Raw genomic sequence first — 13207 nt, 5'->3', positions numbered from 1 at the left:
GGCGGGTGCAGTTGCAGCGGCTGGAACCGCCGGGCATGGCCCGGCGCTACCGGGCCGCTCTGCAATATAGCGAAACCAGCGGTAGCGCAGGGGCGTCCGGACTCAGCGCCGTGGCGGGGGCGGCGGTGGCGGTGGTGCTGGCGGGTTCAGCGCCGCCCGCCACGCCGACACCGCCACCGGTACCGTGAGCATCCGGCCATCGCGGCGCAGCAGAAGGTAGACGGTGGGCGTCGATGCCGCCCGTATTGCGTCGGCGAGCTGTTCGATCTGCCGCACCGGCGAGTCGTCCACGCGCAGGATGCGGTCGCCATGGCGCACGCCGAAGCGCGCCTCCGGGCTGGCCGCATCCACCCTCACCACGCCTTCGGTCGAGCGCAGCGCCAGCCGCGCATCGTCCTGTCGCCACTCCAGCGTCTGCGCGCTGCTGCTTCCGGCGAGTACCGGCAGCGGCAGGGCCAGCAACAGCACCAGCAGGCTGGCGCGCATCTCACGCCCCCCGCGTGGCGACGGCCGGGGGCACCGCAGCGGCGCGGCGGGCCGGGCCGAACACGGCGATCTGCCCCAGCAGCCACAGCAGCGCTGCGCCCAGCGGCAGGTACAGCAGCGGCATGCGCGGCAGCTCGTACATGTTCATCAGGGCCAGGTTGATGGCGTACGCCGCCAGCATGCCCAGCACGATGCCCAGCGTGGCCAGCAGGAAGTTCTCGGTCTGGAAATAGCGCAGGATCTGCCCGCGGGTGGCGCCCAATGCGCGGCGGATGCCGATCTGCTTGCTGCGCTGCTGCACCCAGAAGCTGGCCAGGCCGACGATGCCCAGGGCGGTGACAACCAGCAGCGCCACGCAGACCGTCACCAGCAGGCCGACCATCGAGCGGTCGTTCTTGAAGTAGTCGGCACGCTGTTCCTGGTAGGTCAGTTTCTCGCGCACCAAGCGGTTGGGGTCGTTGTGCTCCAGCGCGGCCAGCGCACCCTTCAGCACTTCATCGCGGCGTTCCGGTGAGGTGCGCAGCATGTACGGGCCGCGGGTGAAGTCGGTACGTACCGGCAGGATCATCGACAGGGTGCTGTTGTCGTTGTAGTCGGTGGGGGTGGCCAGATGGGCGACCACACCAACCACATGCAGGGCCTGGTTGCCCATGTAGAAGGTCTTGCCCAGCGCACTCTGGTCCGGGTACATCTTGGCGGCGACCTGCTGGTTGATGATCACCGGTGCGGCGCGGTCGGGCTTCGGATTCTTCTGTGCTTCTTCCAGGTCGATGTACTCGCTGGGCTGGAAGTCGCGGCCGGCGACCAGCTGCAGGCCGAGCGTGGACAACGCGTTCTCGCCAACCATGTACTGCGACACGAAGGCTGTCGGCCGTTCCTGGTCACGCTCGCGCGAGATGCTGGTGTTGCTCGAATTGCGGCGGAACGGCAGCTGGTTGACCTTGGCCACGCTGGTCACGCCGGGGATCGCGCGCAGCGATGCCAGGTCTTCGTTGGTGCGGGCCATGGCGTTGGCCTGCTTGCCGATGCCGCTGACCCGGACCATGACCAGTTCGTTCTCGGCCAGGCCGCTGGGCTGACTGATCTTTTCCACGCGCTGGGTGACCAGGAACAGGGCATTGCAGACGATGGCGCAGGTCAGGGCGATTTCCAGCACGATCAATGCGGCTGCGGTCTTGTGCCGGCGCAGGGTGCTGAGGATGGGGCGGATGTCCATGGGAAGTCCTCGTTCTGGTGCTTACTGCGACTTGAGCTGGATGGCCGGGGTGACCTGCATCGCGCGCCAGGCGGGCAGGAAGCCGGCAGCAATGCTGGCCAGCAGGGTCAGGCCGAGGGCGAGCAGCAGCATGCTGCCGTCGAGGTGGGCCAGCTTGGCGTAGTCCACCGGCTGCTGGCGCACCGCGTACAGGCCCAGCAGTGCCAGGCCGATGCCGAGCACGCCACCGACCACGCCCACCGCGCCTGCTTCAACCAGGCACTGCAGGAAGATCTGCCCGCGGCTGGCGCCCAGTGCGCGACGCACGCCGATCTCACCGCTGCGGCGCAGGAACTTGGCCAGCAGCAGGCCGACCGTGTTGACCAGGCAGACACCGAGGAAACCCAGTGCCAGCCACATCTGCAGGCGCACGTCGCTGGGTACCGCGTTGTTGAAGGTCAGCCACTCCATCACGGTGCGCAGGCGCACGTTGGCCGGGCGCTCGAAGCGGCCGGCAGCCCGCTGCTGGTCCGAATAGTTCACCAGGTAGCGGCGGTAGTCCTCGGCCCTGGACGGGTCAAGCTCCACCCAGTACTGGATCCAGGTGCACGGCGCGTTGATCGAATTGCTGTCGTCATCGGGTGCGCCGTCGCGGAAGCAGTTCATGTTGCCGTTGCTGCCGAGCTTGAGGTCCATCGCGGTGGACAGCGGCATCATCAGGTCCTCTTCGCGGCCGTAGTTGCCCACAGTCAGGTCGAAGAAGTGCGGTTCCGGATTCCAGGTATCCATCACCCCGATCACCCGCAGCGAATGGCCCTCGACACGGATCTGGCGGCCGACACTGTCCGCTCCCTGGAACAGCTTGTCGTTGATCACCTTGGACAGCACCACCACGCGGGCGCGGCCGTCATCGTCGCTGGCCGTCCAGGCGCGGCCATACAGCATCGGCACGTTGAACATCGGGAAGAAGTCAGCCGAGGTCCAGCGGGTGTCGATGTTGAACGGCTTCAACGTGCTGCCTTCCGGCTCGACGGTGACGGCGCCAGCACTCATCATCGCCTGGCGCTCGCCACGCTTCTCGCGCAGCAGCGTCTCGGCATCGAAGCGGGTCATCTGGGTCTCCGGCTCCTCGCCGGTCAGGTAACCCGAGCGCGGGCGCGGATCGACCTGCACGTAGAACAGGCGGTCGCTCTTGTCCGGGATCGGGTCGCCGGACAGCACGTGGAACACGGTCAGGGTGGTCATCGAAGCACCGATGCCCAATGCGATGGCCACCACCATCAGCGCGGTCAGTACCTTGTTGCGGCGGAAGCTGCGCACCGCCAGTCGGGCGTAGTAGGCGAACATGGTCGTGCCCTCACTCGTTGACGGCGACGATGCGACGCGGGGTGGCCAGCACCGGCTCGCGCACCAGGTCGGTGACCTGGCCGTCGACGATGTGCACGTTGCGCTGCGCGCGTGCGGCCAGTTCCGGGTCGTGGGTGACCATCACGATGGTGGTGCCGGCGGCGTTGATCTCCTCCAGCAGTTCCATCACCCCGCGCGCCATCTGCGTGTCCAGGTTGCCGGTCGGTTCGTCGGCCAGCAGCAGGCGCGGGCTGCCGGCCAGGGCACGGGCGATCGCCGCGCGCTGCTGCTGGCCGCCGGAGAGTTCGTTCGGGTAGTGCTTCATGCGCGAGCCCAGGCCGACCTGGCTCAGCGCCTTTTCGATGCGCTCGCGGCGCTCGCCGGCGCTCATCCTGCGGTAGCGCAGCGGCACGTCCACGTTGTCGAACAGGTTGAGGTCCGGAATCAGGTTGAAGCCCTGGAAGATGAAGCCGATCTTCTGGTTGCGCAGGCGGCTGCGGGCATCATCGCCGAGCTTGCTGACGTCCTGGCCATCAAGCATGTAGGTGCCGCTGGTGAAGGTTTCCAGCAGGCCGGCGATGTTGAGGAAGGTGGTCTTGCCGGAGCCGGACGGACCGGTGACGGCGACGAACTCGCCTTCCTTGACCTGCAGTTCCAGTGAACGCAGCGCGTGGGTTTCCACCTGTTCGGTACGGAAGACCTTGGCGACCGAACGCATTTCGAGCATGTACATGGGGTGTCCTCTCTCCAGGATGTATGAGTTGTCAGTTGACGGAGACGCGTTCGGCGTCCTTGAACAGGTCGCTGCCCGAGACCACGATGCGGTCCCCTGGCTGCACACCCGACTTGATTTCAACTTCGCCCAGGCTGCTGACGCCCAGTTCGATCGGACGACGCACCGCGGTGCGGCCATCCATTACGTAAGCCACGCCGTTGCCCTGTTCCACGAACGGGCCGCGCTCGACCTTCATGACATTCCTGCGGGTATCCAGCAGCACCCGCACCGACATCCGCTGGCTCTGGCGCAGGCCTTCAGGCTGGGCCGCAGCGAAGCGGACGCGGGCGTTGACTTCACCATTGACCACTTCCGGCGACACCGCACTGATCTCGCCCGGGAATGGCTGGCCATTGCCACCGGTCAGCTGCGCCGGCATGCCGATCGCCAGATCGCGCGCGAAGCTCTCCGGCACCTTGATCTCGACTTCGAACCTGGACAGGTCGACCACGCCCAGCACCGGCGCGTTGGCGGCAAGGTTGGTGGCCTGGGTGGCCTGCACCTGGCCGACCTGGCCATCGAACGGTGCACGCAGGGTCAGTGCGTCCACCTGGCGCCGCACTTCGGCCACTACGGCCTTCTGGCGGTCGGCCAGCAAGCGCTTGTTGCGTGCGTCCAGGTCCGCGCCCTGGCTCTGCAGGCGTGCATCGGTGGTGGCATTGACCAGGCTGATGTCGGCCTTCTTCAGGGCGTCCTGGGCCTTGGCCAGATCGATCTGCGGCACCGCACCGCCATCGAAGCCGCGCTGGTAGCGCTGCAGGTCGCGGTCGGCGGCCTGCCGCTCGATGCTGGCCTGGTCGGTTTCCTTGCGCGACTTGGCCCGGGCCAGGGTGGCATCCAGGTTGGCGCGGCTGGCCTCGGCTTCCAGACCGGCCAGGGTGGCCTCCTCCTGGGCGAGCTTGCTGCGCAGCTCGGGGCTGTCGATGATCGCCAGCTCCTGGCCTTTCTTGACCACGTCACCGGCCACCACCTTCAGGTCCACCGTGCCGGCGGAGATGGCGTACAGCACCGGGCTGTTGGCGGCGATCACGCGGCCGTCGGCGGCGATGTCGCGCACCAGGTCGCCGCGCTGCACTTCGGCGATGCGCACCCGGCTGCTGTCGAACGAGCTGCTGGCATTGGACCACGCATGCACGGCCCAGCCGATGCCGGCCAGCAGCGCGATACCCGCCAGCGCCGGCCAGCGGTAACGGTGCCACGCGGCCTTGGGGGCACTGGCTGAAGCGGAGGAAACGATCTGGTCCTGGGCGGAGGTGTCGCGGATCATCGGGTTCGTGCCTGTCGGTGGTGCCAGAGTGGTGTCAAGGACAAAGCACATAGCGTGCCAACTTTATTTCCTTTTCCATCAATGAGTTGAACATGTGTCGCTACTGTCCGGGTGTCCGCGGACACCTTTCCGGACACTTTCATTAAGCGGACAGGAGGGGGCTGGCGGACACGCAGGCTAGAATGCGGCGACCGTCTTCAAGGAAATGCGTGACATGTGTGGAATCGTGGGTGCGATCGCCGGGCGCGACGTGGTGCCGCTGCTGATCGAAGGACTGAAGCGACTGGAATACCGCGGCTACGATTCCTCCGGCATCGCCGTGATCGATCAGGCCGAACGGCCCGAGGTGCGCCGCGTACGCCGCACCGGTCGTGTCTCGGAGATGGCCACTGCTGCCCAGGCTGAAGGCTTCAACGCCAGCCTCGGTATCGGCCACACCCGCTGGGCCACCCATGGTGGTGTCACCGAGGCGAACGCGCATCCGCACATCAGCCATGGCGTGGCGCTGGTGCACAACGGCATCATCGAGAACCATGAGGAGCAGCGCGAGAAGCTGCGCGCGCTGGGCTATACCTTCGAGTCGCAGACCGACACCGAAGTGATCGCCCACCTGATCCACCACCATCTGAAGAAGGGCGATGACCTGCTGGTCGCGCTGCAGCACACGGTGAAGGAACTGACCGGTGCCTATGCGCTGGCCGTGGTCAGCCGTGCCGAGCCGGAACGTTTCGTCTGTGCCCGCATGGGCTGCCCGCTGCTGGTGGGGCTGGGCGAGGGCGAGAACTTCGTGGCGTCCGATGTGTCGGCGGTGCTGTCGGCCACGCGCATGGTGATCTTCCTGGAAGAGGGCGACACCGCTGAGATCCGCCGTGATGGCGTGAGCATCTTTGACGGCAACGATCAGCCGGTCGAGCGCGATGTGCATCTCTCCGATGTCTCGCTGGCCTCGCTGGAGCTGGGCCCGTACCGCCACTTCATGCAGAAGGAGATCCACGAGCAGCCGCGTGCGCTGGGCGACACCATCGAAGCGGCGATCGACGCTGGCGGCTTCCCGGCCGAACTGTTCGGCAAGAATGCCGAAGCGGTGCTGTCGGGTATCGAGGGCGTGCAGATCCTGGCCTGTGGCACCAGTTACTACTCGGGCCTGACCGCGCGCTACTGGATCGAGGCCATCGCCGGCCTGCCGTGCAGCGTGGAGATCGCCAGCGAGTACCGCTACCGCGCGGCCTACGCCAATCCGAGGCATCTGATCGTGACCATCTCCCAGTCCGGCGAAACGCTGGACACGATGGAAGCGCTGAAGTACGCCAAGTCGCTGGGGCACACGCACACGCTGTCGATCTGCAACGTGCCGGAAAGCGCGATTCCGCGCGCCAGCGAACTGGTCTGCTACACCCGTGCCGGCGCCGAGATCGGTGTGGCCTCGACCAAAGCGTTCACCACCCAGCTGGCCGCGCTGTTCCAGCTGACCGTGGTGTTGGGCAAGCTGCATGGCCGCGTTGATGCCGCACAGGAAGCGGACTACCTGGAGCAGCTGCGTTTCCTGCCGGGCAGCGTGCAGCATGCGTTGAACATGGAACCGCAGATCGCCGCATGGGCCGAGCGCTTCGCACGCAAGAGCAGTGCGCTGTTCCTGGGCCGTGGCCTGCACTACCCGATCGCCCTGGAAGGCGCGCTCAAGCTGAAGGAAATCTCGTACATCCACGCCGAGGCGTACCCGGCCGGCGAGCTCAAGCACGGGCCGCTGGCGCTGGTGGACGAGGACATGCCGGTGGTGGTGATCGCGCCCAACGACAGCCTGCTGGAGAAGGTCAAATCCAACATGCAGGAAGTGCGTGCGCGTGGCGGCGAGCTGTTCGTGTTCGCCGACCAGGACAGCAACTTCAGCGAGTCCGAAGGCGTGCACGTGATCCGCACCCCGCGCCATGCCGGCGTGCTCAGCCCGGTGGTGCACACCATCCCGGTGCAGCTGCTGGCGTACCACACCGCGCTGGCGCGCGGCACCGACGTGGACAAACCGCGCAACCTGGCCAAGAGCGTGACGGTGGAGTAACACTCGGGTCCATTGGATGCTGCATGCGAAAGGGGCCCACGTGGCCCCTTTCGTTTACGACGGTGGCGCTTCCAAGTGGGACAGCTGCCGGGCTTTCTGTCCGCAGTCGGCAGCAGGCAATCAATCTTTAATGCGCGACATCGCCTGTATTCAGCGGCGGTTTCAGCCGCGGTGCCATTCTCTGGATCGTCAGTTGGTTCCTACGACGAACTGTCCCATCGATGCCGCTAGTGACCGATGGTCGCAGTCGTAGAATCGAGTTGACCGAGATCCGGGTTGAGCCGTTGAACCCCCTCGTTCGTGTTGCAGCACGACGTCTGCCGATCCATTCCAAGCGGCAGGTGGGTGCGCCAGACGTGCACTGAAAGGTCTGTTCCCGGGGAGGGGGCGAATCGGCAGAGCACACTTTTTTGACTTGAGTGACCTGCACCAGGAAACAAGAATGAACGTCCGCGAGCTCCTGCAATCCAAGAAAGAAGCTGTCATCACCATCGACACGGAAGACACGATCGGTGCCGCCGCGCACAAGATGAGCGCGAATAAAATCGCCGCACTGGTAGTGATGAAGGATGATGCCCCGGTCGGCATCATTTCCGAAAAGGACATCGTCCGCAGCCTGGCCGATGATGGCCCGCAGGCCGGTCGCCGGGTGATTTCCAGCCTGCCGTCCACCGGCCTGGAAGGCATCGCGCCGGACGCCACGTTGAAGCAGGCCATGTCGCTGATGACCTACTCGCGTCGTCGCCACCTGATGGTCACCGATGGCAACCAGCTGGTCGGCATCCTCAGCCTGGGTGACATCGTGAAGAACCTGCTGGGCGAGCTGGAGCTGGAAAAGGCCGTGTTGCAGGACATCTACATGGCGGCCCACTGAGGCCTGTGCTGCGTGATGAAACGAAGCCGGGCATTGCCCGGCTTCTTCGTTGGTAGCGCCGGGCGATGCCCGGTTTCATTCGTTGGTAGCGCCGGGCCATGCCCGGCGAGCGCGTAGCGCAGGAATCAGAAACTGACCTTCACCGAATCGGCGCTGTAGTTCGCCGGGCCGTGGTAGACGACCTCGATGTTGTTGCCATCCGGATCGAGCACGAAGGCGCCGTAGTAGCCGGGATGGTACGGGCGCTCGCCGGGCGCGCCGTTGTCCTTGCCGCCAGCCGCCAGCGCAGCGCTGTGGAAAGCATCGACGGTGGCGGTATCGCGGGCCTGGAACGCCAGATGGTGGCGACCGGTCAGCTGGCCGGCGGCGGCACGGCTGCTGGCGCTGGAAATGAACAGCTCGTCGGCCCAGAAGTAATCATCGCCTTCGCCGGCGATCGGGATGCCGATGGTGTCGAACACCGCCTGGTAGAAGCGGCGGCTGGCGGCCAGATCACGCACCACCAGCTGGATGTGGTCGATCAGGCGGCCACGGTGCAGTTCCATCGTTTCCATGCCAACCTCACAAAAAAGGGAACGGAGGGGATCAAGTCGCTCGCGGCACCATCGTGCCATGAATGTCGGCGCAAGGTCGCCGGGCATGGCCCGGCGCTACCGGAACGGTGCCCTTTCTACCGGTCAGGCGTTGGCGATGATCTCGACCCAGTAGCCGTCCGGGTCCTTGATGAAGGCCAGGTTCTTCATGCGGCCGTCGGTCAGGCGCTTCTGGAAGGTCACGCCCAGGTCTTCGAAACGCTGGCAGGCCGCCTCGATGTCCGGCACCGACACGCAGATGTGGCCGAAGCCGCGCGGGTCGCTGTTGCCGTCGTGGTAGACCGCGCCGTCCTGGGTTTCGGTGCCGTGGTTGTGGGTCAGTTCCAGCACGCCCGGCAGGCCGGCCATCCACAGGCGGCGGGCGTTGTCATCTTCCGGCACCGTGACGCCAGCGGGCACGTAGGCCAGGAAGTACAGGCTGAACTGGGCTTCGGCGAAGTCGCGCTTGTCGATCAACTGGTAGCCCAGCACGCGGGTGTAGAAGTCCAGCGAGGCGGTGGCGTCCTTGACCCGCAGCATGGTGTGGTTGAAGACGAAGCCGGTGGTCTCGGCCGCGGCCTGGGTGGTGACGCCGGGGACATCGCGCAGGGCGGGAATGGTCATGGGGGAGGTCCTTCAGACAGGGCCGTTGCCGGCCGGATGGGTGTCATTCTACGGGCCGGCAGCTGACGGCACCGCGACGTACAATGGCCGGATCGCACCGTTCCGTCCTGATGACCATTGCCCGCCATGTCGCAGCGTGAATGGGTGGCCGCCGCCATCCGCAAGATCGAAGCCGATTTCAACCGTTCCGCCGATACCCACCTGATTCCGCTGGCGCTGCCCGGGTTCGAGGGCATCGAGGTGTACCTGAAGGATGAATCGAGCCATCCCACCGGCAGCCTCAAGCACCGGCTGGCGCGTTCGCTTTTCCTGTATGCGCTGGCCAACGGCTGGCTGCGTGAAGGGCGGCCGGTGATCGAGGCCTCCAGCGGCTCCACCGCCGTTTCCGAGGCCTACTTCGCGCGCCTGCTCGGCCTGCCGTTCATCGCAGTGATGCCGGCCACGACGTCGCCGGAGAAGATTGCCGCGATCGAGTTCCACGGTGGCCGCTGCCATCTGGTCGAGCGCGCCTGCGACCTCAACTGCGATTCGGAAAAGCTGGCCCGCGAAACCGGCGGCCACTTCATGGACCAGTTCACCTATGCCGAGCGCGCTACCGACTGGCGTGCCAACAACAACATCGCCGAATCGATCTTCAAGCAGATGGCCGAGGAGCCCAGCCCGATTCCGGACTGGATCGTGTGCAGCCCTGGCACCGGCGGTACCGCAGCAACGCTCGGGCGCTACGTCAGCTATCGTCGGCATGACACCCGCATCCTGTGTGCGGACCCTGAAGTCTCGGTGTTCTACGATGGATACCAGGCTGCCCTGGCCGGCGGCAACGAGTGGCGCGGCATGACCTGCAATGGCGGTTCGCGGGTGGAAGGCATCGGCCGGCCGCGGGTGGAGTCCAGCTTCATCCCGACCAGCGTCGATGCCATGGTGAAGGTGCCCGACGCCTTGAGCCTGGCCGCGATGCGCCACGTCAGCCGCCAGCTGGGACGCCGCGTCGGTGGTTCCACCGGCACCAATTTCATCGGCGTGCTGCAGGCTGCGCAGTGGATGCGCGAGGCCGGCCGCCAAGGCAGCATCGTCAGCATTCTGTGCGACAGCGGTGATCGCTACGCGCACAGCTATTACGACCCGGCCTGGTATGTGCGGCAGGGAATCGATGTGGACGCTGCCGACGCGCAGGTAGCGGCGGCGGTGGCCGGGCAGGGCCTGCCTGGATTGCCGTGGTGCAGCCTGGAAGCACTGTAAGCCCGTCAGGCATCCGCCGGGCATGGCCCGGCGCTACCAGGGCAGGTCGGCAGCGCCGGGCCATGCCCGGCGAGCGCAGCGGCGCATTGGATCGCGCTCAATACCCCGCGGCCATGAAGGCCTCCAGCACCGCATCGCGCAGGGCATCGGGCAGGGCCTCGATCTCCACGGCGCGGTCGTCCAGGTGCAGGCGCGGGTCCAGGCTGCTGGCCCGGCCCTGGGCCAGGGCCTGCAGCCACAGCAGCACGCAGATGACGAACTCGCGCTCGTGGCCCAGCCGCACCTGGCTGGCACCGCGCTCGATCACTTCGAACGGATACCATTCCTGCTCGTCGCTGAACCTGCCGCCCTGGCGCTGCAGTGCCTGCAACTGCTGGAGGTGGCGCGGCGCATCATCGCCCGCATCGCACAGCGCGGCGATCCAGGCCAGTTCAGTCGGGCTGGCCGACAGCGCCAGCGATGACGAACGTACTGCGGATGGAGCTGGAGCCAGACCTTCCATGTGGGGTCTCCTCGATACGTTCCGCTGCGGTCTCCCCCGCGCCGCAAGCTTCAGCGGACGGCCGTCAGGCCGACGTGAACAATGGCCCGCCGCCCCTTGTCTGCCGGCCCGGCCAGCGCCATATCGGTCTGGCTGCCCGCGCTGCCGGGCCCGTACCCTGGAGACCTGCCGTGACCGTTGCCAACCCCCTGCTCGATTTTTCCGGCCTGCCGCGCTTCGAGGCGATCCGCCCCGAGCATGTGGCGCCGGCGCTGGACGTGCTGCTGGCGCAGGCCGAAGCAGCGGTCAGCGCTGCCGAGCAGGTGCAGCCGGTAACCTGGCAGACCTTCGTCACCCCGCTGGACGACGCCACCGAACGCCTGTGGCGCGCCTGGGGCCTGGTGGGCCACCTGCAGGGCGTGGTCAACACGCCGGAGCTGCGTGAGGCCTACAACAGCAACCTGCCGCGGGTGACCCGCTTTGCCAGTGCGCTGGGCCAGAACCTGGCGCTGTACCGCCAGTACCAGGCGCTGGCGGCCAGCACCGAAGCGGCCGGTTTTGATGAGGCGCGCCGCAAGGTGCTGGACAACACCCTGCGTGATTTCCGCCTCGGCGGTGCCGAACTGGATGCGGACGCGCAGCAGCGTTTTTCCGCCATCAAGGAGGAACTGTCGGCGCTGTCGGCGAAGTTCTCGCAGAACGTGCTCGACGCCACCGATGCGTGGTCGCTGATCGTCGAAGACCCGGCGCGCCTGGCCGGCGTGCCGGACGACGTGAAGGCTGCTGCACGCGCCGCTGCGGAAAAAGACGGCAAGGTGGGCTGGAAGCTGACCCTGCAGATGCCGTGCTACCTGCCGGTGCAGACCTGGGCCGAGGACCGCGACCTGCGCGAGATCATGTACCGCGCCAGCGCGCAACGCGCTTCCGAGTTCGGCGACGATGCGCTGGACAACGGTGGCAACATCGATCGCATCCTTGCACTGCGTGCCGAGCTGGCCGCGCTGCTGGGCTTTGATTCCTACGCCGATTATTCGGTGGCCACCAAGATGGCCAGCGACCCCGCCGAAGTGCTGGGCTTCCTGCGTGACTTGGCGGCGCGCGCCAAGCCGTTCGCCGCCAAGGACCGCGCCGAGCTGGAGCAGTTCGCCCGCGAGCATCTCGGTATCGACAGCCTGCAGGCCTGGGATCTGGCGTTCGCCGCCGACCGCCTGAAGCAGGCGCGTTACAGCTATTCCGAGCAGGAAGTGAAGCAGTATTTCACCGAACCGAAGGTACTCGGCGGCCTGTTCTCGGTGATCGAGCAGCTGTACGGCCTTCGGGTGCAGGAAGACAGTGCGCCGGTCTGGCATGAGGACGTGCGCTTCTTCCGCCTGGTGGATGCGCAGGGCGCCCTGGTGGGCCAGTTCTACCTGGACCTGTACGCCCGCGAGGGCAAGCGCGGCGGCGCCTGGATGGATGATTGCCGCAACCGCCGCGAGCGCGCCGATGGCAGCGTGCAGACGCCGCTGGTGTACCTGGTGTGCAACTTCGGCCGGGGTGCCGATGGCAAGCCGGCAACCTTCAGCCACAATGAAGTGACCACGCTGTTCCATGAAATGGGCCATGGCCTGCATCAGCTGCTGACCCGCATCGGCGAACTGGGCGTGGCCGGCATCAACGGCGTGGAGTGGGATGCGGTGGAGCTGCCCAGCCAGTTCATGGAGAACTTCTGCTGGGAATGGGACCACCTGCAGGGCATGACCTCGCATGTGGAAACCGGTGAGCCGCTGCCGCGCGCGCTGTACGAGCGCATGCTGGCCGCACGCAACTTCCACAGTGGCATGGCCACCGTGCGCCAGTTGGAATTCGGTCTGTTCGACATGCTGCTGCACAGCCAGTTCGAGGCGGCGCAGGACAGCGTGCTGGCACTGCTTGAGCGGGTGCGTGCGGAAGTGGCGGTGAACCACCCGCCGAGCTGGAATCGCTTCCCGCACCAGTTCAGCCATATCTTCGCCGGTGGCTATGCCGCCGGTTACTACAGCTACAAGTGGGCCGAAGTATTGAGCGCCGATGCCTACGCCGCGTTCGAGGAAGCACCGCAGGCGCTGGCCGCAACCGGCGCGCGTTTCCGCGACGAGGTGCTGTCGCGCGGCGGCAGTCGCCCGGCTGCCGAGAACTTCAAGGCCTTCCGCGGCCGTGCGCCGCAGATCGACGCGCTGCTGCGCCATTCGGGCATGGCATAAGCACGCTACCGCCATCCACGCATGGCGTGGATCTACCGGAATGCTCCGGCATGGCGTAAACGCAATAAAGGG

12 protein-coding genes are annotated in these 13207 nt (G+C 66.4%); 4 read left to right on the top strand and 8 right to left on the bottom strand.

Features of this window, described 5'->3' with window-relative positions; translation table 11 throughout:
• Nucleotides 1-102 precede the first annotated feature (102 nt).
• Genes D0Y85_RS17750 through D0Y85_RS17730 form a run of 5 tightly spaced genes read right to left on the bottom strand, consistent with a single transcriptional unit; the run spans nt 103 to nt 5070 of the window.
• Entirely contained in the window at nt 103-486 is a 384-nt protein-coding gene (locus D0Y85_RS17750; RefSeq protein WP_117311440.1) for a PDZ domain-containing protein, read from the bottom strand.
• Between the two features lies 1 nt (nt 487).
• Entirely contained in the window at nt 488-1702 is a 1215-nt protein-coding gene (locus D0Y85_RS17745; protein ID WP_105164682.1) for an FtsX-like permease family protein, read from the bottom strand.
• Nucleotides 1703-1723: 21 nt separating this feature from the next.
• Complete coding sequence (locus D0Y85_RS17740) at nt 1724-3028, bottom strand: ABC transporter permease (RefSeq protein ID WP_117311439.1); 1305 nt, start codon at nt 3026-3028, stop codon at nt 1724-1726.
• A gap of 10 nt (nt 3029-3038) precedes the next feature.
• A complete protein-coding gene (locus tag D0Y85_RS17735) occupies nt 3039-3761 on the bottom strand; it encodes an ABC transporter ATP-binding protein (protein WP_025877338.1) in 723 nt (240 codons plus the stop codon).
• Nucleotides 3762-3792: 31 nt separating this feature from the next.
• Nucleotides 3793-5070: an efflux RND transporter periplasmic adaptor subunit gene (locus D0Y85_RS17730; protein ID WP_117311438.1), complete on the bottom strand. Its 1278-nt coding sequence runs from the start codon at nt 5068-5070 to the stop codon at nt 3793-3795.
• Between the two features lie 214 nt (nt 5071-5284).
• On the opposite strand from D0Y85_RS17730, the gene glmS reads away from it, so the two are divergent.
• Together glmS and D0Y85_RS17720 are read left to right on the top strand one after the other, a co-directional pair.
• Nucleotides 5285-7123: a glutamine--fructose-6-phosphate transaminase (isomerizing) gene (glmS, locus tag D0Y85_RS17725; protein WP_117311437.1), complete on the top strand. Its 1839-nt coding sequence runs from the start codon at nt 5285-5287 to the stop codon at nt 7121-7123.
• Between the two features lie 442 nt (nt 7124-7565).
• Nucleotides 7566-7997, top strand: coding sequence for a CBS domain-containing protein (locus D0Y85_RS17720; protein ID WP_049467102.1), 432 nt, complete (start codon nt 7566-7568; stop codon nt 7995-7997).
• 125 nt (nt 7998-8122) lie between these two features.
• Here the strand turns inward: D0Y85_RS17720 and D0Y85_RS17715 are convergent, their stop codons facing one another.
• Both D0Y85_RS17715 and gloA read right to left on the bottom strand, forming a co-directional pair.
• Nucleotides 8123-8551 carry a VOC family protein gene (locus tag D0Y85_RS17715; protein WP_117311436.1) on the bottom strand — a complete coding sequence of 143 codons (429 nt, stop codon included), beginning with the start codon at nt 8549-8551 and terminating at the stop codon, nt 8123-8125.
• Between the two features lie 123 nt (nt 8552-8674).
• Nucleotides 8675-9193: a lactoylglutathione lyase gene (gene gloA, locus D0Y85_RS17710; protein WP_117311435.1), complete on the bottom strand. Its 519-nt coding sequence runs from the start codon at nt 9191-9193 to the stop codon at nt 8675-8677.
• A 126-nt stretch (nt 9194-9319) separates the two neighbouring features.
• Here gloA and D0Y85_RS17705 point away from each other — a divergent pair, with 126 nt between their 5' ends.
• The gene (locus D0Y85_RS17705; protein ID WP_025877326.1) at nt 9320-10432 is read left to right on the top strand and encodes a PLP-dependent cysteine synthase family protein; all 1113 of its coding nucleotides are present in this window, start codon (nt 9320-9322) and stop codon (nt 10430-10432) included.
• A gap of 97 nt (nt 10433-10529) precedes the next feature.
• On the opposite strand, the gene D0Y85_RS17700 is transcribed toward D0Y85_RS17705, so the two are convergent.
• Entirely contained in the window at nt 10530-10934 is a 405-nt protein-coding gene (locus tag D0Y85_RS17700) for a hypothetical protein (RefSeq protein ID WP_117311434.1), read from the bottom strand.
• A 170-nt stretch (nt 10935-11104) separates the two neighbouring features.
• On the opposite strand from D0Y85_RS17700, the gene D0Y85_RS17695 reads away from it, so the two are divergent.
• The gene (locus tag D0Y85_RS17695) at nt 11105-13135 is read left to right on the top strand and encodes a M3 family metallopeptidase (protein ID WP_117311433.1); all 2031 of its coding nucleotides are present in this window, start codon (nt 11105-11107) and stop codon (nt 13133-13135) included.
• Nucleotides 13136-13207: the final 72 nt, after the last annotated feature.

The organism is Stenotrophomonas sp. G4 (genome assembly GCF_003428825.1).
In the GTDB taxonomy this organism is placed as follows: domain Bacteria; phylum Pseudomonadota; class Gammaproteobacteria; order Xanthomonadales; family Xanthomonadaceae; genus Stenotrophomonas; species Stenotrophomonas indicatrix.
This window is presented reverse-complemented; position numbering and strand designations above follow the sequence as displayed.